The sequence below is a fragment of the Pedobacter soli genome, from assembly GCF_900101435.1.
GTDB lineage: Bacteria > Bacteroidota > Bacteroidia > Sphingobacteriales > Sphingobacteriaceae > Pedobacter > Pedobacter soli.
The window spans coordinates 9,266-29,001 of the sequence record NZ_FMZH01000009.1; the positions used below are offsets into that span (position 1 = coordinate 9,266).

Sequence of the window (19,736 nt, forward strand, 5' to 3'; positions counted from 1 at the left end):
TTATAGCTACAGCATTACGATTCCCAGGCAAGCTGGGAATGACGATTTTCTATAGATGATTTTCTATTGGTGATGCGCTTGACATATCTTCCTTAGCAAATCGTCATTCCCGTGCAAACGGGAATCCAAAAGCGATGTGCAGTTGTAGCTACAACATTACGATTCCCCAGGCAAGCTGGGAATGACGATTTTTTATGGATGATTTTCTATTGGTGATTCACTTGACATATCTTCCTTAGCAAATCCGTCATTCCCGTTAAAACGGGAATTTTAAAGCTATTTGCTACGCTCACTACAGCATTAAGATTCCCAGGCAAGCTGGGAATGACGGATTTTCTATAAGAGACCTAAACTACAAACTCAAATACTCAGGCATTTCTTCCGTGAAGCTAAAACTCCCTTTCTCCAGATCCATTTTGGCATAAACGTGTTGCAAACCATTGGTGAGCACAATCCATTTGGCCTGGTGGATGGAGTTGTATCTCGCAGCCTGGTCAAAAACCGATTGGGTAATTTTTACTTTTGGGGCTTTGCATTCAATTAACATTAGTTTTTCACCGGCAGTGTTGTACACTAAAATATCACTTCGTTTCTGCAGCTGATTTAATACCAAACCACCCTCAATCTGAATCAGCGTACGGGGAAATTTTTTCTCCGAAATGAGGTTCTGTATAAAATGCTGGCGTACCCATTCTTCAGGCGTAAGTACCAGGTGTTTCTTCCTCAACTCGTCGAAAATAAAAATCACATTATCCTTTCTTGTAATTTTAAATGGATAAGGCGGTAGGTTAAGTGGGGTAGGGGTAAATGTTTCAGTTTTCAATTTACAGTTTTCAATTTACAGTTTTCAGTTGGCAGTGTTCAATTATCAGTTTGCGGTTTTCAGTTGGCAGTATTCAGTTTACAGTTATCAGTTTGGGGTTTTCAGTTAACCAGTTTAAACAATTAAACAATTAACCAGTTAACAATTTCTAAATATTCCTCGCCAGCCTGAAACCCAAATCTTCTATTTTAAATGATTTAGGGTGACTGCGCCTGCGGTTAGTGGCCATACAACCTCTTTCTTCATCACTCCAGCCACCACCACGGATAATGCGGTAGGAGCCGTACACGGTTTCGTCATAAATGTCGGTACACCATTCCCAAACATTACCCAGCATATCATACAAGCCCCAGGCATTGGGCGCTTTGAGGCCTACCTGCTGCGTAGTTTTTTCAGCATTTTTTTTGTACCAGGCAATCTCGTCAAGCTCACCATACCTGATGCCAGTGCTACCTGCTTTACAGGCATATTCCCACTCGGCCTCTGTGGGCAGTCTGAAACCGTTGGCCAACGGATTAAATATTACCTCATCAGCTTTCTGATCGAAAACATAACAAGGGTTTAGGTCATTTCTTTTGGATAAGGCGTTACAAAAGGCTACGGCATCACGCCAGGTTACCGTTTCTACAGGGTGCTTATCTCCTGCAAATGTACTGGGCCGCTGACCTGTTATCTCAAAATAAAGTGCTTGTGTAACGCTGTATTTCGCTAAATAAAAAGGCTTTATTTCAACTGTCCAGCTTTGTTTAATCCTGTCATCGCGCAACACTATTGTTCCGGCAGGTATTTCTACCATTTCAATAGCTGCAAGGTTAATGTCGTAAACCATTGTTTTTGTGCCTCATCAATTTCTTAAGCCCAAAGTTAATATTATGTGCATAAACAAATCAGTTAATTTCTTTAATCGTTCAACCTAAATCGTAATTTTACCGGTCATGACTGCTGCCGAAATTATCAAAGATATTAAAGCCCGAAAATTCAAACCTGTGTATTTACTGCATGGCGAAGAATCATATTATATCGATCAGGTAACCGATTATATCGAAGATAAGCTGTTAAATGATGCTGAAAAGGGGTTTAACCAAACCGTATTGTACGGTAAGGATACCGATATGGCAACGGTCCTGGGGGCTGCAAAGCGGTATCCTATGATGTCAGACTACCAGGTGGTTATTGTAAAGGAAGCCCAGGATTTAAAATGGGGCAAAGAAGATGGTGGCAGCAAAGAGGGCGAATTTGTGCTCAATTATTTCGAAAAACCTTTGCCCAGCACCATTTTGGTACTCGCCTATAAATATGCCAATTTCGATAAGCGTAAAAAGGTTTACAAAGCCATAAGTAAAAGCGGGTTAATTTTTCAGTCAGATCCGGTTCGTGATTACAAACTGGTGCCCTGGATTGAAGAGTTTATCAAAGAAAAAGGTTACAAGATCGATCAGCAGGCTTCAGCCTTAATGGCAGAGTACTTGGGTACCGATTTATCCAAAATCGCCAACGAGATCGAAAAACTGATGCTCAATGTGCCTAAAGATCAAACCATCAATACCGATCTGGTACAAAAAAATATAGGTATCAGTAAAGAGTATAATGTTTTTGAGCTGCAGAAAGCACTTTCGATGCGCGATGTGTTGAAATGCAATAAAATCATCAATTATTTCGCCAGCAACCCCAAAGCAAATCCTACGGTAATGGTGCTGGCCAATTTAGGGGGCTATTTTACCAAGCTGCTAAAATACCATTATGTGCCCAATAAGGCCGATGCGGCATCAGCGCTGGGGGTACCACCATTTTTTATTAAAGATTACGAGGTAGCCGCCCGAAATTACAATACCGGTAAAGTTTTTCAGGTAATCAGTTTACTGCGCGAGTACGATTTAAAAAGCAAAGGATTAGACAGCACCGGCAACGTTGATGACGGCGAATTGCTGAAAGAGCTTGTTTTTAAAATCATACATTAATCTTTTATTCGCAAAAAGCAATTTTATATTAGCTGTCAAACGTTTGCGTAATTTTTAGGCGATTTTATTGTAATTAAATATCGGTATTTTAGGGATTGATACATTAAACACAAATGCTAATCAATTCTAAAAGAACCAAATGAAGACCAAAATTACGATCCTCTTACTGCTGCTCTGCTTTTCTTTTACAGGTTACGCACAAAAGTTAAAACCTTACAACCTTTCCTTTCCTAAACTAGCCGATAAGTGGGATGAAGCCATGCCATTGGGGAATGGGATGCTGGGTGCATTAATATGGGAGAAAAACAATAAACTTCGTCTGTCTTTAGACCGTGCCGATTTATGGGACGAGCGTAAAGCCATGGATATTTCGAAATTCAATTTCAAGTGGGTTGAAGAGCAGGTGCATAAAAATAATTACGGTGCAGTGCAAAAGCTGGGCGACGAACCTTACGACCGGAGTCCTTTCCCAACCAAACTTCCTGCTGCGGCACTCGAATTTGATATGGCCAAACTGGGCAAGGTGGTTGCCAACGATCTCGATATCGAAACTGCTTTAAATACTGTTAAATTCGAAAATGGAACCGTTTTTAACTGCTACATTCATGCTACTGAGCAGCGTGGTTATTTCAGTTTCAGCGATTTAAAAGCGGCAGATCTTTTGCCATCCTTAATTGTGCACAATTACAGCAACAACCAAACCGAAAAAGGGGATAACAGCCATGCTGGCGTAGGTTTGCAAAAACTGGGTTATGGCAAAGGTACCGTGGTAAATACCCCCAATAGCGTACGTTACCATCAGCCAACTTACGAAGGGCATTATTTCGAAGTGCTGGTGCAATGGCAGAAAATGGGTAAGAACCAAATTATCGGTTCGTGGACGATTACCAGCGATAAGGCCGCAAGTTTACCTGCAGTTTCAAAAAACGCCAAAGAACCTACCGGCTGGGTTGAGCATACCGCCTGGTGGAAAAATTTCTGGAGCAAATCAAGCATTTCGGTTCCGGATGCAGTCATTCAGAAACAATATTACCTCGAAATGTATAAACTGGGCAGCGTAGCGAGAAAAGGTGCGCCAGCCATTACTTTACAAGCTGTCTGGACAGCCGATAACGGAAGTTTACCACCCTGGAAAGGCGATTTCCATAACGATCTGAATACCCAGTTAAGCTACTGGCCAACCTATACCGGTAACCGTTTGGCAGAAGGTGTTACCTTTACCGATTGGCTGTGGAAAATCAGAGACCGTAACCTGAGTTATACCAAACAGTATTTTGGCGTAGCCGGAATGAATGTGCCTGGGGTTGTAACCTTAAATGGCGACCCTATGGGAGGCTGGATCCAATATTCGCTTTCGCCAACTGTTGGGGCATGGGCTGCTCAGCACTTTTACTGGCAGTGGAAATACAGCATGGACGATACTTTTCTGAAAACAAGGGCCTATCCTTATATTCATGATGTAGCCACTTTCCTCGAAAATATTACCCGCTTAAAAGATGGCGTGCGCAAGTTACCATTAAGTTCAAGTCCTGAGTATAACGATAACAGTATTAAAGCCTGGTTTTTAGAGTGGACTAATTTTGATTTATCGCTAGCTAAGTTTCTATTTAAGGCAGCAGCCGAAGTGAGTCAGGCCAATGGTAAAGAAGAAGAGCGCAAACACTGGCTAACCATTTTGAGTCAGTTGCCCGAATATGAAGTAAATGAAACCGGTTTTACCATTGCACCTGGTGCCAATTTAACCAGCTCGCACAGGCACATGTCGCAATACATGGCCATTTATCCGCTCGATTTGCTCGATGCCAACAAAGAAAAAGATAAAACAGTAATCGATAACTCTTTAAAACGGATAGAAGAAATGGGTACCAGGGCCTGGTGTGGTTATTCTTTTAGCTGGATGGCTTCTTTGTACGCCAGGGCTTACCAGGCGGATAAAGCTGTAAAACAACTCGAAATTTTTGCCAGCAATTTCTGCTCGGCAAACAGTTTCCACTTAAATGGCGATCAAAAGGGAGGACAATATTCAGGTTTCACTTACCGTCCCTTTACGCTCGAAGGCAACTTTGCTTTTGCTCAGGGTGTACAGGAACTGTTGGTGCAAAGCAGAAACAATTACATTCAGGTTTTTCCGGCTGTACCACAAAGCTGGGCCAATGTTTCTTTTAAAGATTTACGCACAGAAGGAGCCTTTTTGGTAAGCGCTAACAAAGAAAATGGTGTGCCCTCAAAAGTAAAAATCTATGCCGAAAAAGGTGGTTTGCTGCGTGTTAAGCTCCCTTTTAAAACCTATGTGGCCAAAGATGTACCTGCGGGTAGCGTAAAAATGGGGGAAGATGGTATTGCAGAAATAAAACTGAAAGCCAAGCAGACTGTGACTTTTGAGAATGGTTACGAGTAAAATTTTAGATAATCGTCATTCCCAGCTTGATCCGATAGCTATCGGATGGGAATCTTAATGCTTTGGCCAAGCTTGTATATGTATAATCCTAGTGGTTCGTATCCTCACGAACCACTACCAAACCTTACTTCCAATCCACAACCTTAATCTCATCTCCAATACGGATAGTACCTAATGCCTGTGGAAGAAGATTTTGACCAAACATAATTTTTTTGTTCACCGTGCGGTAGCTGGCCAGGGTACGCAAAGGTTCCTGGCCTTTTTCGCCGGTTTGCTGGTCGATCGTAATCAGTACGCAGCGTGCGCAGGGCTTTACCGCCGAGAAGGGGATCTCACCGATGTAAAAAGTTTTAAAACGATCTTCCTCGTGCGGCTCGCCACCGGTAAATACAAAATTGGGCCGAAACCTATCCATCAATACCGGTTCCTGCAATTTTTCATTCAACCCGTTTAAAGCCGATTGGCCAATCATCAGGCAGGGATAACCATCGGCAAAGCTTACAATTTCATCATTTGTGGCATAATCACGGTCAACGAAACGCTTTTCGGCTAATGGCATTTTTACCAGTTTCACCTTAAATTTCAGGTAGGCCGAAAACCAGTTGCTCACTTCAGGGTTTACTTCTACACCTGTTACGGTATCGTTCCAGATGGTTACCGGTACCGCTATTCCTGTATCTTCATCCAAGCCAAAAGAAATGTATTGCGCTGGCGTTAGTTTATGGGTTACGGTAAGTTTTCCATCAGCAATGCTTACCTGTAAAAGGGCCAGTTCAAAATGTTTGCGTTGGGTTATAAATGTACCATTTTCATCAACAAGCATCCACCTCCGGTCGTATTTAAGGCCTTTTTCTTCTAATTCGGCTTCATTGAGGCTAAAGCCACCCAAAGATTTAATGGGGTATACATAGATCTCGGAAAGGGAAAACTTATTCATGGCTTAAAGGTAAAAAACAAACAGGTAATTATTGCAGATGATGGCACATAACATCGCAAACGCATAACAAATGAACTTTTTCAGCCTTTTTGGCTTAACTTTTAATGTTTACCAGCTGTTATAAATGGCAGTTATTATTTTTAATGCTTAGGGCATACTGATGTACAAAGGGATGATAACTTGACAAACACAGCATTGTTGAAAAGATGAAATCGTTCCTAGCGTGCATTTAAAAGTACTCCTGAAGACTAATTTGGTCTTCTGAGATACTAAAAGGTACTTCAGAAGTAGAAAAAACACACGCCGAGCTAGAAAAAAGCTGTTCGGAGCCTCGGCGAATACACTCGGAGATACTAAAAGGTAGCTCTGAACGAGATTGCAGGCGTTCGGAACGAGGTCGTCGGCGTTCGGAACGAGGTCGTCGGGGTTCGGAACGAGGATAGTCGGGGTTCGGAACGGGGTCGCCGGGGTTCGGAACGGGGTCATCGGGGTTCGGAACGGGGTCGCCGGGGTTCGGAACGAGATCGCCGGGGTTCGGAACGAGGTCATCGGGGTTCGGAACAAGGTCATCGGGGTTCAGAACAAGGTCATCGGGGTTCAGAACAGGGGCACCGGTGTTCGGAACGAGGTCATCGGTGTTCGGAACAAGGTCGTCGGGGTTCGGAACGGGGTCATCGGGATTCTTGAACTATGGTATAGCCACATTTTTTAAAATCCCTTAACGCTAATCGTCATTGCCAGCTTGACTGGCAATCTTAATGCCGTAGAAAGGTTAATCGGTCACGCCCGAAACCTTAGAAAAGGTTGTAAAGTTCCTAAAATTCATCCCCCAACCCCCTTCAAAGGGGGACGGGATTTTCTATGCGGTTAAATCGCTATTTTGATTTCGATTAGCACTCTCTTTAAAGCAGGTCTTTCCCCCTTCGAAGGGGCAGGGGGATGATGGCTTAGGCAAAACCTCACAGATTTAGTGCTGAACTATTAATGTCTTAAAAACCTGTGAGGTTTAACAGTTATATTAATCAAGGTCTAACATTTACAAAACTATCAAAGCTAACGCCGCTACCAAATTCGCTTGCTGTCATTCCTAATTTTAATGCGTTAAATCTCTTTTTAATTTTATCAGCACCCGTATTCCTGAAAACTTTCAGGTTTGGGATTTCGTGTGGATAGTCTTCAAACTCGTCGGCAAATTCGCTGAGAACGGTATCATAATCAACAAGGCCGACTTCTGTTACGGTTCTAAAAAGCTTTTTATATTCTTGTTTAACGATTAGAAAATCAACCGGAGGTAATATTATTGAAATGTGATTTGGCCAAACACACGCGGTATATAATTGCCCGTCTTCTTTACTTTTTAAAACAAAATAGCCTGGAACAAATAAATCCTCTAATAAATTATCCTGAAATTCGACTCTGTGCACTTGAAACCACCACAAATAGTCTGATTTTTCAACAGGTAAGTATTCGAAATTTAATCTGGCAAAATGGTCTAGCGTAACGCCGTCATTGTGCCTGATCCATTCGTCCTGAAGATAGCCGGCAGGGAATTTTTTAGGCGAGTTTGGTTCTGCGCTGTCTTGTAAATCCAAAACAAACAGGTCCAGATCATTTATAAACTTTTCAATGATGGGGAATATTTCGTAAGCGAAAAATCTGGGTCTGAAAAAATTAATGCTGCAACTGAAGTTTAAATTTTGATAGTCGGCAAAACCGTCAAAGATCTCGACCTCTTCCGGATCGTCTTCTGGTGTATTCCAGTCAATAAGAAAGTATACTCCTGTTTCCGGGTTTTCGTAGTTCCATTGCCGCTCATGATCACTAATGTTATAGGCAAGGTTTTTAGTCAGATATGCTGCAACTTGTTCTGCTGTTAATGGGTTATCTTTTCGTTTGTAGAAGTATAGGTCGAAGCTCATAATGATATGCTTAGGTTTTAGGGCACCGCAGTAAAGTATAATTTCAAATTGCAAAGCAAGGTATTGTATTTAAAAGCGGCAAAGATTTTTGCTGCCTTATTAAAACAATTGCCTTCAATGACCATGAAGCTGTTAGTCATGTGGTGAGGTGGTTAAAATGAGATATGAGGTTTTGATTGTTGTGCTGTGGTTGATTGTAACCAGCACTTTTGCCAAACGCCTGTTAGCTGGTGCTTTTTCTTTCGTCCTCGTCGAGTTTTATAATTAAGTCGTAGAAGTCTATATATTGATCCTGAACTTCGTCAGCTATTTCGTGGTCCCACAGCACAATTGGATAATTCTTGTCTGCTTGATTTCTGTTTGTGTCAAAACACAGTAGTCCCCAATCACTCCAATCCGCAAATGGAATATAACCTTTTTCAATTAAGTATTCAGTTGGATAACCGTCAAAAATCATTTCTGTTAGTTTTGCTCTCCAGGCATTAACCGGGTGCCTGCAAAATGAAACCTCTGAAATATGAAGTTCATAAAAGTGCTTATGTTTTAAAAAAGTTTTATAGTCGTTAGGTAGTTTGTGTCCAATTCTACCTTCGATTTCTTCAATTTCACTTGCTGTGACTTTACTGTCGATTGGAAACCAAATACGCCACTCTTCTTGCTTGTTTTGGTTTGGGTCGGACATTTCAGTTTCAATTTGTCCTGGTAGTTTATTGAGTTCAATGTCAACCCACTTTTTTAAGTAGAAGTCAATTTTTGTTTTTATTAATTGTTCTTTCATTGAGGTGGTAAAATACGGCTAAAAATATACCCGGAAGTGCTTAAATGCTATTTGATGGATGAAAGATCACACCAAATGTTGATTTTGATTCTGAGATTTCAATTTAACCATGAACTTATAAAATTAATTGGAACCGGCGAATGAAACCTAAATGCCCAGTATATTTCCATATTTTTATGCAATAGTTACTTTAATGTGTTAAGACCACAAGTTTAATTTGGGTAAATAATTAAATTATCAATAACAATTCGCTTTGAAATAAAATTGATTCCCTCTTTTTATAAGCAATTTTATCGCATTTCCTTGCGATGTAACAATGTAACAGTTGAAGTGAGCGCACAAGCCATAAGATTTTGCTGATGTAGGGTATGGTGGAATAATTTGCAATTTTGATAGCGTGGTCGAGCTGCGGGATTTGTAATTCAATTCCACTATTTTTTAATTGATTTTGTCAGCTGTCATTCTTTCTATGACTCAATTCCTAAAATTAGAATAATTTGCCCTGTTGATGTTTTATAAACTTCAATTGCAGATAAAACTAAGTCTGCTATGTCGTGCCCCCAAATTCCATATTTTCCGTTCGTTTGATTTCTATTGTACATTGTTGTCCGTTTATCAATCGGAATAGTCTTAACAGTTGCACTTTTTTCTTCTTCTTCATAAAGTTTAAAATAATGCAAATTTATTTCTGATAATAATTGTTTTCGTGAAAAACCGTCATTTGATGTTATTGTAAATTCGTATTGATTTGTGAGAGGGTAGTCAATAATAACTTTTACAGAATTCTCTTTGATGACTATTTCGTCACCCTCGTATAGGTTTGGAAGGTCTTGTTTAGCATTTTCAATGCTCGCCCAGGGAATAAATCCGTCTTCATAATCTTTTTTATTGTCCGTTTTTACTTTAAATGATATTATAGAAATCAACTCACCAATATTTTCACTTCTCTTTTCAGTTGCTTTCTTTTCATTTTCCTGAATAATGGCAATTGGGTCTTTTACTTCTTCCTTTTCATTAGTTTTTTGAGTTTGCCCTTTGCAACTTGTAAATATAATTGTCAGAAAAAGAATCAAATATTTGGTCATTTTAATTTTTATCATTTTATGTAATTGTGAGTTTTTGGATTTTAGTTTTGACGTTTATGGCGGAATTTCTTGAAACGTGTTGAGATTACAAGATAGCTTTGAGGAATGTATTAATAAATACTATTATAACTTAACCCTTTTCAAATGCCTTTTTTGCATTGTCATAACTCCGATATTTCTCTTGATTAAGCCAACTAATCATTGTCCCTTGGTTAATTAACGCACGATGCGCTTGGTAATCATCAAATTCAGGGTTGAGCTCAAATTCCCCATCATAAAAGCAAGTAGCCTCCCTTACAACCTTACCGTCAATAACTGTTAAGTATAATTGATGCACCGTGATATCTGCGAAGTCTTCATAATAGGTGAGTATGAATCTATCTGGATTAATTTCTTTTATTAACGAAGCTAGTGCTGAAAAGTCGTAGGTAAATAGTTCATCGTCATCATCATCATATTTATCCTGCACTGCTGAAGAGGTACTTAATGCAGTAGCCAGGTCATTACAACTAAAGACATGAGCAATAAAAACGCTAAGAGAAGTCCAGTCTACATCATACTTATCAGGGTCTAAAGGTATTATAAATGCTCTGTTTTCCCTAAAGTGTACGATTTCAGGAGGTACGACCACATCATCCAATACTATTAATGCGCAAATTAGTTGAGCCATATCTTTAATTTTACTAAATATAAAACGTACCTCGTATATATCCAAAATCTAGCCCTATAGTTGTATGTATTTAAATATGGCACTCGTACCAAGCTTTCAAATTAATTAAGCAAAGGAGGAACGGAATAAATAGACTTTGCGGCTGCCATATGAGCGTTTATACCGGAATTCCTTTAAACGTATTGGGAGGATAAGATTGAATTGGTGTAATAGTTAGATAGAGATGCCTCTCAATCATTAACTTCCCCGTTTTGCCAATAGTCTTCTGCTATAGGTATTCTGTGCAACACCTCTTTGCAGAGCTTTTTGTAAACGTTAACTAATCCAAAGAGGAACTCTTTATCATAACGGAACCAGTCATCAGTTAAACTACTTGTTGTATCCATGTTGCTTTGAATGCGTTTCCGCTTATTAACATCGTGAGCTGTTACCTTATTAGGCTTAATCTCAAGTCCCCAAGCGGTTGTGACACCATCAGATCGACAGTTGGCTATTTCAATAACAAATCCACCTCCACTTCTGTCAAACTGGAAAGTTAAAAGGTTAATCCGATCATCCTTAATTCGCCTAAAGTGCGGAAAGGAGCCTTTGAAGTCTAAATTTCTTAATGCTGGTACTACTATTTCATTTAGACACTTAACCATCTGGTTTCTATTGGAGTAGCTCATAATCTAATATCAGTTTGAACTTGTTGGTTGATTAGCGATCTACTTTACAAGTCATCTATTGCTTTTGCTCTGATGATAGCTCCATTGATTTTATCTAAGTAAGCTAGCTTAACAAAACAACTAATCACACTGTTATGCTCAATTGAAAGCTCTATTTCACCATTCTCTGTTCTCCAAAGGGAGCGGTACTTACACTTGTCAAACTTAACTTGATACATTTTACGATCATCATCTTCACCTCTATTGTACCGCTCGTCATCAAATTTTTCCACTTCTGTAGTTGGTTTTCCATACTTCTCTGTTAGCAACTCTTTAAGGCTACTATAATTTCCGAGTAGTGTTGACCATGTTTCTCTGCGTGGAAAGGCAACAGCTATTTGATGTACCAAGTCTTTTTGCTTAAGCGTTGACACAACGACCACGCAATTCTTGTAACCTGCGAAATCTCCTTGGAGGGTTGCAATACCACCTTCAGTTTCCAACTGGCTAAAACCATTCTGCTTCATCTTAGACACATAGTCTAGTAAAGTACCGTTAATAGGCACTCCTTTAAACGTTAAGTGTTGGGTGGTTGGCTTTTGTGCGAACGTTATTACTGAGATCATCAGCATAACCATAGTTAATAAAGATATAGCGTATCGTTTCATTGAGAGTTCAATTTAAAAGATGGATTTAGAATAGCAAAGATAAGAGAACGAGCGGTGCTTGCAAGACTAACAATTAGTTCGTCTATCACATATCATACACAAAGGCGCTGAAACAGATTCATAGATACTACAACTGTACACTGCTGCCCATCACGCCTACGAAATGTGTTCCTTTAAAGATGGTGAATAAGCATGATGAGTCAATATAGGTGTACTCACTATAGAATACGTTGTCAACTAGAAATTTTGGGCTGCTCCGTAGACTATGGTAAGCCTCATCATACTTAGGTCTAGGCTCAACCAACCTTACCAATAGCAGCTGTTGAAATTCACAACCATCCTTGTTGAATCTATCGACCTCTTCCAATTGATTACCATAGCCATTATAAAGCCTGACGGCCCATCTCTTACTTATCTCATATATGAAGTCCAGGTCTTTTAATAGTTAGCTGTGATTAAATCTACATGCTCCCACATTATAATGTTATCAGCAAAGTAAGATGCATCAACACAGAATTCAATTTCAACTCCATTGCAATTCTCGGTTGCAAACCACTCGTTTGAATTTCCAGATGATTGGTTAAACGTCATTGTACATAGATTAAGATACTAATATAATAATATGTGTGATTCCTGCGCATCCAAGATTTGATCAAACTCGCATATTAAGGGGGAGAAACCAGATTTTGGATATGCTGAAAAGAGGTATAATTGTCGATGTTGTGTTTATAAGGTCAGACGTGCTCCAAAACAGCTGTTTACCTCTTAAAACGTCACTCATAATGCAGGTCACTCATTGCACATTTTTATATAGATAGAGTTAATAAAACAGATATGGTAATAAAATGTGTAACCTTATTAGCACCACTTGATCTTCATTACACTAATTAAAGACATCAACGGTTGACAATATGCTCCTTTTAATCATTTCATGCTATTTCCATCCCAATATACATTGCGAATTAATCGGCGTTTTGACAATGCTGGTTTCAACAAAGTCCGTCTCAATAATAATGTTACTACAGCTTTGCCCTTCGTATTCATTCCCTGCTATATGGTTGCAATCGAGATAGCTAGAGTTACAAATAGAACATAACGTACGACCTGCCATACCTGTAACACTTGCACCACTTAGTCGATTTTGAGAAATCCTTCTTTTGACCAATTTATCTGTTATGTAACCTTCAGATGCTAAACCACGTTCATCCTCCCATAATCTACACCAACCAACAATTTTGGGCTTGTGCTCCAAATATATGGGTGTGGGAAATTTGATATTTGGAGGCACTGTGTTAAAGCAACGATCAAACCCGTCTTTAAGCTCTTTTCTTATGGCAGTTATTCGTTGTTTGTTCCCTTTCGGCTGTTCCAACCCCAAATAGTTATATGAAGTAGGTGAGCCATCGATCTGTATGTTAAGGTTATGGGATGGCTGTTTTCCATCCCAATCTAATAACTTCTGCACTTGGTTAACTATTAAGTTTGTTATTACATTGATTGGAATACCAAATAGAAGGAGATTCACAGGATCAGCAAACCACTCTCTAAGCCCCTTACTGTAAAGATAGTAAACTGGAAGCCCATTATCTGGCTCTATTACCACACTATATCCTTTGCCTCGCAAGGTTTTAACAAGTATCAAAGCATCTCTAGTGATAACCCTTCTGTTCGGGAATCTTGACTCATATGGATTAAAAGATTCTATTCGTACTTCCATTAAGTTATCATTTACAGCTTCACTCATATCATTTAGAATCTCTTATTTCAATAGCGGAAACTTTATCTTCAGGCAAAGCATTGTAAAGATCCCCGACTTGCTTTGGTAGTGATATCATGTATTGGACGACAATATTCTTTAGGTCAAATAAGCTACCAACGACTGCTGGATCATCTGTATCAATCTGCCCAGGATGCACAGCTTCATTACCAGTTACTCTCACTATATCCAAAGATTGTTGTACTATTGAAGGTAGGCCTTTAGCGACTAAGTGTTTAATGTCAGTATTAATGTTTGTTCCTGATTCTCCAAGCTCTTTACATAAGATTTGAATGCCTAATCTTAACAATGCTGCTGCTCCTCTTGGTGACTTTCGATATATAGAAGCCGCCTCAAGATATACTAGTTTGACTTTTTCAGGCATATCTTCATTTGGGATAGGAGCATCGCTGCTATTTGGAAAAACCATGTAATCTTCAACCCAAAGAGATTTGCTTGAACAGTGCACACAATCTGCAATCCTAACAGGGTTTTGATACTTAATTGAATTTGGACGAAGATCCCAATCTGTAGATAGCCAATTTTGTTGGGCTATGGCGCCACAAGTTGGACAAGTAAATGATGGAGAGAAAGATTCTGGCTTTATAAATTTCATTTGAGTGTTAACTGATAACTCAAAGGTAAGAAGAATGTACAACATATAAGCAATCAGCGAACTCAAACTGCCGATGGTGAAAGCAAGTCAACGAAGTAAAGCTTTGTAGAAGCGATGCAGTGCTAATGATGAGTGGAATGATATTTTAAGAGAAATTCATACTGAGCTAAAGCGTTATAACGAAGGTAAAAACCAGTAATTTCTTTCTCGATTTTAGGCTTACCTTCTTTCGATAATTATTTCCTAATCCATTCCCTTTTCTTAGTTTTGAAGTTTAAACAAGAACATTACACAAACGGCTTATCGTTACCGGTAAAGCCCTTTAAACAATACAATACATGAATCATTGGTTAGTCAAATCAGAACCTTTTAAATACAGCTGGGAGAAATTTAATGCAGATGGCCGCACCTTTTGGGATGGCGTGCGTAATTACCAGGCCCGCAACAACCTGAAAGCCATGAAAGAAGGCGATTTGGTACTTTTTTACCACAGTAACGAGGGTAAAAATGTGGTGGGTATTGCCAAAGTAGTAAAAGAGTTTTACCAGGACCCTACTACCGATGATACCAATTGGGTTGTGGTTGATTTATCGCCGGTTGAAAGCTTAAAAAATCCGGTTTCCTTAGAGCAGATTAAAGCCGAGCCGAGTTTGGTTGATATTTCGCTGGTGCGCCAGGGCCGTTTGTCGGTTATGCCTTTAAAAGCAGCCGAGTTTGATAAGATCCTGGAGATGGGGAGTTAGGTAGTTAGGTAGTTTGGAGTTTTCAGTTTTCAGTTGGCAGTTAGCAGTTGGCAGTCTGGAGTTTTCAGTTTTCAGTTATGAGTTAACGCCAAACGCCGCACGACAAACGCTTAGCGCCATGTTTTCAGTTGGCAGTTCTCAGTTACTGAACTAAGCTTAACGCCAGGCGCTAAACCCTAACCGCTAAACGCCTTACCCTAACCGCTAATCGCCCTCATATGAAAAAACTCTCTTTTACCTTCGCTCTTTTGTTTACTGCTGGCCTCGCCATAGCCCAAAGCATTAAACCTTACATCGCCATTGTTAAAACCGAAAAGGCTAAATACAAAGGTATTTTACAAAGGGTAGATTCGGTAAAGGTGGTGTTAAATCATGATGGTACGCTTATTCCGGTGCTGCTGAATGAAATTAAAACCGTACAAATCAGAACGGTTAAAAAAGGTTATGAAGGCTTTAGTTTGATTAAAATCGGCGAAGACCGGGCCGAAGAATATAAAATGGATGCCAGTGGTAAAATGGTAGATAAATGGGGCAAGGAAGAACCCACGTTTAAGGAAGATGTATCGGCCACTGTATTTTCGGTTATTTTTACCGCAATTGGCAATGCCATTGCTTTACCCATCCATGCCATTAACCCCAATGTTGCGCGGTTTAAATTTCACGATAAAGCTCCCAAACAGGTAAACGAGCTGAGTTATTATTCTATTTACTACCAGGCTAACCCCAACACTTTGGCCGAGCTGCAACAGCTCAAAGCCATTTCAGGCAGCTTTAAACCCTAGTACTTGGTACCATTTAACCGATCTAACAATTAACCAGTTAACCGATTAACCAGTTAACCAATGACTATTGAACCACAGCATTTCTTTTGCTTAGCGTAATGCCCAGCGTCATAATGATACTGGAGCCCAATACCACCAGGAACAAAAACGGCGTGCCTACTTCGGGTATTTTTAAACTTTCGGGCAGGTGCAAATACAGCAATATACTGATTAAACCACGCGGAGCAATGTATAAAATGGGACTCAGGCTTTCTTTTTTAAATACTTTTAGAAACACTAGCCTGATGAGGTAAATGGCGAGCAGGATGAAAAATCCGTTTGCGAGTACATTCTGGTTGTTCAGCTCGTTCAGGTTCATGGTAAAGCCAAATATCACAAAAAAGAAAGTCCGTAAAATGAAGGCGCTCTCGGCCGAAAGTTGGTAAAGCTGCGATAAATCTGCCGAAAGGTTCTTGTACAAAAATATACTCCTGAACCAGGCATTTTGAATCGTATCGGCATTGTTGAGAAATAAACCCGTACTTAGAATGAGCACTAGCGAAGATAAATGGTACGACTGACCAATGGCGTAAACGAGTATGAGGATGGCAATAATGAGAAAGAATTTAATATGGTGTACCAGCCTGCCCATGATATAAAGCAATACCACGCAGGCAATGGCCGAGAGCAGTACAATTAAAAAAGTACTTAAGCCGAGACCAATCACCGCCGAAGTACTGAAGCCATGGTTCGTAATGGCAAAGTTAAAGATAATTACTCCCAGGATATCGGAAAAGGAAGATTCGTAAATTACAAACTCGCGGTCTTTATTGCCCAGTGCCGCTGCCGAAGGGATGGCAATGGCCGAACTGATTACACTAAAGGGAATGGCATTGGCCATGCAGGTGTATAAATCCTGATGCGTGATCTGGTAAATGATGGCGGTAATAACAGCAATGGAACCGAGTAAAATACTTAGGGCCGACAATAAAGCGGTGCGGATGACTTTGTTTTTATGCTGGTCGTATTTCAGTTCGAGCGAGCCCTCGAAAACAATTAAAATTAAACCAACTGTACCCAGCATGGGTAAAATAGACAGGAAATTGAAGGTATGGATCTGGAGGTAATCGACCAGAAAACGCAGGCCTATACCCAGTAAAAGCAACAGTAAAACAGATGGTACTTTGGTTTTACTGGCCACCAAATCAAACAGATAGGAGAAGATCACCAATCCGCTTAAAATAATAAGTATCGTATAGGTTGTCATATTTTTCAGCGTAAGGTAAGCTGCTAAAATAAAACAAACCGTTTAACTACGAAGAAGTTTTAATGTAAAAATTAGGCTTTAAAGAACAGGGCTTTAAGTTCGCTGGCATCATCGGGATCCATTTTACCCCCTAAAACGAGGCGTAACTGGCGGCGGCGCAGGGCACCATCATACAGGTCTATTTCCTCAGGTGTTTCGGGCATTAGCTCGGGTACAGGAATGGTACGTGCACTCTGATCAACCGCTACGAAAGTGTAATACGCTTCGTTGCTTTTCTGGCGTGCACCACTCGGAATGTTTTCTGCCCATACGTCTAAACGTACTTCTACCGAAGTATTAAAAGCGCGGGTAACTTTGGCCTCGATGGTAATTACATCACCGAGTTTAATGGGTTGCTTAAAAGAAACGTTATCAACCGATGCCGTTACCACAATGCGGTTGCAGTGTTTTTGCGCCGAAATTGCCGCTGCAATATCCATCCAGTGCAGCAGGCGACCGCCCATCAGGTTGTTCAGCGTATTGGTATCGTTCGGCAATACCAACTCGTTCATGATGGTAAAACTCTCTCTTGCAAATTTCTTTTTTAAGCTCATTTGCCGGCAAAAATAAGGAAAATGTTGTTAAAATGGTATGTAAAAGAGGAAAGTCAGCTTATTTCAGCGGTGATCTGCGCAATCAGTGAGCAATTATGGTCAAGGTTTTTTCCCGCAGATCAAATGGATTTTCGCAGATTTATTGTTTTGTTATTCAGCGGTGATCTGCGCAATCAGCGGGCAATTATGGTTAAGGTTTTTTCCCGCAGATGAAATGGATTTCCGCAGATTTATTGTTTTGTTCTTCAGCGGTGATTTGCGCAATCAGCGGGCAATTATGGTCAAGGTTTTTTCCCGCAGATCAAACGGATTTCCGCAGATTTGTTGTTTTGTTCTTCAGCGGTGATCTGCGCAATCAGCGGGCAATTATGGTCAAGGTTTTTTCCCGCAGATCAAACGGATTTCCGCAGATTTATTGTTTTGTTCTTCAGCGGTGATCTGCGTAATCAGCGGGCAATTATGGTTAAGGTTTTTTCCCGCAGATAAAACAGATTGGCGCGCAGATTTATTGTTTTGCGGATCTGAAAAACCAATTGCGTATAAAACCTGTTATGTAATCAAAAATCTATTTGATGCAGAACCAGACCCTGATCCAATTTTTCCATTGGTATTATAACGAAGAACAAAAATTATGGACTAAAGTGGCCAAAGAGGCCAGTCATTTAAAATCGCTTGGAGTAACTGCGGTGTGGTTGCCACCCGCTTACAAATCGCATAATGCAGCTTACGATGTAGGCTATGCTGTTTACGACCTGTTTGATCTGGGCGAGTTTGACCAGAAAGGTAGTTTACCTACCAAATATGGTTCGAAAGACGAATATGTAAAAGCCATTGAAGCCCTGCACCAGGAAGGTATTGCGGCTTTGGCCGACGTGGTATTTAACCATAAAGCCGGGGGCGATGAACTGGAGAAAATAGCCGTTCGAACCGTTAACCCTGAAGACCGAAACGAGTTTACCAGCGATGTTTTTGAGATAGAAGCCTGGACGAAGTTTACTTTTCCGGGCCGTCAGGGTAAATACTCGGAATTTATCTGGAACCACGAATGTTTCAGCGGGGTTGATTGGGCGGAAGATTTGCAGGAAACTGCCATTTACTCGATCCAAAACAGTTATGGCGAAGGTTTTGAAGAAGTGCCATCAACAGAATTTGGAAATTATGACTACCTGATGTTTAACGATATTGATTACCGTAACCGCGCGGTGATTGAAGAGCTCAAGTATTGGGGCGAATGGGTAGTAGAAACCACCGGTGTAGATGGTTTCAGGCTGGATGCAGTGAAGCACATTAACCCCGATTTCATTATCGAATGGATCGATCACCTGAACCATAAATACAACCGCGAATTCTTTATCGTAGCCGAAGACTGGAATGTGGAGGATATTGAAGGTCAGCTGGCTTATATTGAAACTATAGGGGGACGCACACAGATTTTTGATTCGCTTTTACACCATAATTTTTTTCTGGCCAGCAAAGCCGGAGGCGAATTCGACATGAGTACCATTTTTGAGGGTACCCTAGTTCAGGTTAAGCCCGAGCTGGCGGTTACTTTTGTCGATAATCACGATTCGCAACCTTTACAGGCCCTGGAATCGTATGTGGAATTTTGGTTCAGGCCATTGGCTTATGCGTTAATTTTATTACGCGTACAGGGCATCCCTTGTTTGTTTTTTCCGGATTTATATGGCGGAATTTATGACGACAAGAATGAAGCAGGTGAGGATGTACATGTGGAGCTTGTAGGGATACCAGAGGTAGAAACGATGTGCAAAATCCGTACAGCTTTAGCTTATGGTGAGCAGCGCGATTATTTTGATCACAGTGATTGCATCGGCTGGACACGCGCCGGCGATGAGGAGCATGAAAACAGTGGTTTGGCAGTGCTTTTAAGTACGGGAGAAGATGGCTTTAAACAAATGGAACTGGGCGCTCATTTTGCGGGTAAAACCTTTGTTGATGCTTTGGGCAACCGGGAAGAAGAGGTAACTATCGATGAAAACGGCTGGGCTGAGTTTTACTGTAAAGCAGGTAGTGTTTCGGTGTGGGTTTTGAAGGTTGGGTAGTTAATCGTCATTGCGAGAAGGCTTTTTCAGCCGACGAAGCAATCTTACAACGAA

19 protein-coding genes are annotated in these 19,736 nt (G+C 40.4%); 6 read left to right on the plus strand and 13 right to left on the minus strand.

Annotated elements, in window-relative coordinates; translation table 11 throughout:
* Positions 1–352: 352 nt before the first annotated feature.
* On the minus strand, positions 353–823 hold the full coding sequence (locus BLR37_RS18165; protein ID WP_090771069.1) for a type I restriction enzyme HsdR N-terminal domain-containing protein: 471 nt from the start codon (positions 821–823) through the stop codon (positions 353–355).
* 148 nt (positions 824–971) lie between these two features.
* Positions 972–1,652: a formylglycine-generating enzyme family protein gene (locus BLR37_RS18170; RefSeq protein ID WP_208599687.1), complete on the minus strand. Its 681-nt coding sequence runs from the start codon at positions 1,650–1,652 to the stop codon at positions 972–974.
* A 106-nt stretch (positions 1,653–1,758) separates the two neighbouring features.
* On the opposite strand from BLR37_RS18170, the gene holA reads away from it, so the two are divergent.
* Both holA and BLR37_RS18180 read left to right on the plus strand, forming a co-directional pair.
* Entirely contained in the window at positions 1,759–2,781 is a 1,023-nt protein-coding gene (gene holA / locus BLR37_RS18175) for a DNA polymerase III subunit delta (RefSeq protein ID WP_039479836.1), read from the plus strand.
* A gap of 139 nt (positions 2,782–2,920) precedes the next feature.
* Positions 2,921–5,179, plus strand: coding sequence for a glycosyl hydrolase family 95 catalytic domain-containing protein (locus BLR37_RS18180; RefSeq protein ID WP_090771071.1), 2,259 nt, complete (start codon positions 2,921–2,923; stop codon positions 5,177–5,179).
* Positions 5,180–5,303: 124 nt separating this feature from the next.
* Here the strand turns inward: BLR37_RS18180 and BLR37_RS18185 are convergent, their stop codons facing one another.
* Positions 5,304–6,116, minus strand: a complete 813-nt coding sequence (locus BLR37_RS18185) for an MOSC domain-containing protein (protein ID WP_090771073.1) — start codon at positions 6,114–6,116, stop codon at positions 5,304–5,306.
* Positions 6,117–6,492: 376 nt separating this feature from the next.
* On the opposite strand from BLR37_RS18185, the gene BLR37_RS18190 reads away from it, so the two are divergent.
* Positions 6,493–6,828, plus strand: coding sequence for a hypothetical protein (locus BLR37_RS18190; RefSeq protein ID WP_090771075.1), 336 nt, complete (start codon positions 6,493–6,495; stop codon positions 6,826–6,828).
* Between the two features lie 310 nt (positions 6,829–7,138).
* On the opposite strand, the gene BLR37_RS18195 is transcribed toward BLR37_RS18190, so the two are convergent.
* From BLR37_RS18195 to BLR37_RS18230, 8 genes are all read right to left on the minus strand, one after another.
* Positions 7,139–8,035, minus strand: coding sequence for a hypothetical protein (locus BLR37_RS18195; RefSeq protein WP_090771077.1), 897 nt, complete (start codon positions 8,033–8,035; stop codon positions 7,139–7,141).
* A 223-nt stretch (positions 8,036–8,258) separates the two neighbouring features.
* A complete protein-coding gene (locus tag BLR37_RS18200; protein ID WP_090771079.1) occupies positions 8,259–8,813 on the minus strand; it encodes an SMI1/KNR4 family protein in 555 nt (184 codons plus the stop codon).
* Positions 8,814–9,280: 467 nt separating this feature from the next.
* Complete coding sequence (locus BLR37_RS18205; RefSeq protein WP_090771081.1) at positions 9,281–9,913, minus strand: hypothetical protein; 633 nt, start codon at positions 9,911–9,913, stop codon at positions 9,281–9,283.
* A gap of 115 nt (positions 9,914–10,028) precedes the next feature.
* Positions 10,029–10,568, minus strand: a complete 540-nt coding sequence (locus tag BLR37_RS18210) for a hypothetical protein (protein ID WP_143009620.1) — start codon at positions 10,566–10,568, stop codon at positions 10,029–10,031.
* A gap of 230 nt (positions 10,569–10,798) precedes the next feature.
* The gene (locus BLR37_RS18215) at positions 10,799–11,236 is read right to left on the minus strand and encodes a DUF4304 domain-containing protein (protein WP_090771085.1); all 438 of its coding nucleotides are present in this window, start codon (positions 11,234–11,236) and stop codon (positions 10,799–10,801) included.
* Positions 11,237–11,280: 44 nt separating this feature from the next.
* Complete coding sequence (locus BLR37_RS18220) at positions 11,281–11,883, minus strand: hypothetical protein (RefSeq protein ID WP_090771087.1); 603 nt, start codon at positions 11,881–11,883, stop codon at positions 11,281–11,283.
* A gap of 934 nt (positions 11,884–12,817) precedes the next feature.
* Complete coding sequence (locus BLR37_RS18225) at positions 12,818–13,627, minus strand: hypothetical protein (RefSeq protein WP_090771089.1); 810 nt, start codon at positions 13,625–13,627, stop codon at positions 12,818–12,820.
* Between the two features lies 1 nt (position 13,628).
* A complete protein-coding gene (locus BLR37_RS18230) occupies positions 13,629–14,255 on the minus strand; it encodes a DUF4145 domain-containing protein (protein ID WP_090771090.1) in 627 nt (208 codons plus the stop codon).
* Positions 14,256–14,593: 338 nt separating this feature from the next.
* Here BLR37_RS18230 and BLR37_RS18235 point away from each other — a divergent pair, with 338 nt between their 5' ends.
* Entirely contained in the window at positions 14,594–14,998 is a 405-nt protein-coding gene (locus BLR37_RS18235; RefSeq protein ID WP_039479809.1) for an EVE domain-containing protein, read from the plus strand.
* A gap of 218 nt (positions 14,999–15,216) precedes the next feature.
* Positions 15,217–15,780, plus strand: a complete 564-nt coding sequence (locus tag BLR37_RS18240) for a hypothetical protein (RefSeq protein WP_090771092.1) — start codon at positions 15,217–15,219, stop codon at positions 15,778–15,780.
* Between the two features lie 64 nt (positions 15,781–15,844).
* Here BLR37_RS18240 and BLR37_RS18245 read toward each other — a convergent pair whose 3' ends face one another.
* The gene (locus tag BLR37_RS18245) at positions 15,845–17,026 is read right to left on the minus strand and encodes a cation:proton antiporter domain-containing protein (protein WP_090771094.1); all 1,182 of its coding nucleotides are present in this window, start codon (positions 17,024–17,026) and stop codon (positions 15,845–15,847) included.
* A 71-nt stretch (positions 17,027–17,097) separates the two neighbouring features.
* Entirely contained in the window at positions 17,098–17,619 is a 522-nt protein-coding gene (locus BLR37_RS18250; protein WP_090771096.1) for an acyl-CoA thioesterase, read from the minus strand.
* Between the two features lie 572 nt (positions 17,620–18,191).
* On the opposite strand from BLR37_RS18250, the gene BLR37_RS18260 reads away from it, so the two are divergent.
* Positions 18,192–19,682 (plus strand): alpha-amylase, encoded by a 1,491-nt coding sequence (locus BLR37_RS18260; RefSeq protein ID WP_090771102.1) that lies wholly within the window; start codon positions 18,192–18,194, stop codon positions 19,680–19,682.
* Positions 19,683–19,736 lie beyond the last annotated feature (54 nt).

Excerpts from the sequence above, each read along its gene's own strand:
- BLR37_RS18170 (WP_208599687.1), bottom strand. The coding sequence starts at position 1,652 with ATGGTTTACGACATTAACCTTGCAGCTATTGAAATGGTAGAAATACCT.
- holA (WP_039479836.1), top strand. The coding sequence starts at position 1,759 with ATGACTGCTGCCGAAATTATCAAAGATATTAAAGCCCGAAAATTCAAA.
- BLR37_RS18180 (WP_090771071.1), top strand. The coding sequence starts at position 2,921 with ATGAAGACCAAAATTACGATCCTCTTACTGCTGCTCTGCTTTTCTTTT.
- BLR37_RS18185 (WP_090771073.1), bottom strand. The coding sequence starts at position 6,116 with ATGAATAAGTTTTCCCTTTCCGAGATCTATGTATACCCCATTAAATCT.
- BLR37_RS18195 (WP_090771077.1), bottom strand. The coding sequence starts at position 8,035 with ATGAGCTTCGACCTATACTTCTACAAACGAAAAGATAACCCATTAACA.
- BLR37_RS18200 (WP_090771079.1), bottom strand. The coding sequence starts at position 8,813 with ATGAAAGAACAATTAATAAAAACAAAAATTGACTTCTACTTAAAAAAG.
- BLR37_RS18205 (WP_090771081.1), bottom strand. The coding sequence starts at position 9,913 with ATGATAAAAATTAAAATGACCAAATATTTGATTCTTTTTCTGACAATT.
- BLR37_RS18210 (WP_143009620.1), bottom strand. The coding sequence starts at position 10,568 with ATGGCTCAACTAATTTGCGCATTAATAGTATTGGATGATGTGGTCGTA.
- BLR37_RS18215 (WP_090771085.1), bottom strand. The coding sequence starts at position 11,236 with ATGAGCTACTCCAATAGAAACCAGATGGTTAAGTGTCTAAATGAAATA.
- BLR37_RS18220 (WP_090771087.1), bottom strand. The coding sequence starts at position 11,883 with ATGAAACGATACGCTATATCTTTATTAACTATGGTTATGCTGATGATC.
- BLR37_RS18225 (WP_090771089.1), bottom strand. The coding sequence starts at position 13,627 with ATGAGTGAAGCTGTAAATGATAACTTAATGGAAGTACGAATAGAATCT.
- BLR37_RS18230 (WP_090771090.1), bottom strand. The coding sequence starts at position 14,255 with ATGAAATTTATAAAGCCAGAATCTTTCTCTCCATCATTTACTTGTCCA.
- BLR37_RS18235 (WP_039479809.1), top strand. The coding sequence starts at position 14,594 with ATGAATCATTGGTTAGTCAAATCAGAACCTTTTAAATACAGCTGGGAG.
- BLR37_RS18240 (WP_090771092.1), top strand. The coding sequence starts at position 15,217 with ATGAAAAAACTCTCTTTTACCTTCGCTCTTTTGTTTACTGCTGGCCTC.
- BLR37_RS18245 (WP_090771094.1), bottom strand. The coding sequence starts at position 17,026 with ATGACAACCTATACGATACTTATTATTTTAAGCGGATTGGTGATCTTC.
- BLR37_RS18250 (WP_090771096.1), bottom strand. The coding sequence starts at position 17,619 with ATGAGCTTAAAAAAGAAATTTGCAAGAGAGAGTTTTACCATCATGAAC.
- BLR37_RS18260 (WP_090771102.1), top strand. The coding sequence starts at position 18,192 with ATGCAGAACCAGACCCTGATCCAATTTTTCCATTGGTATTATAACGAA.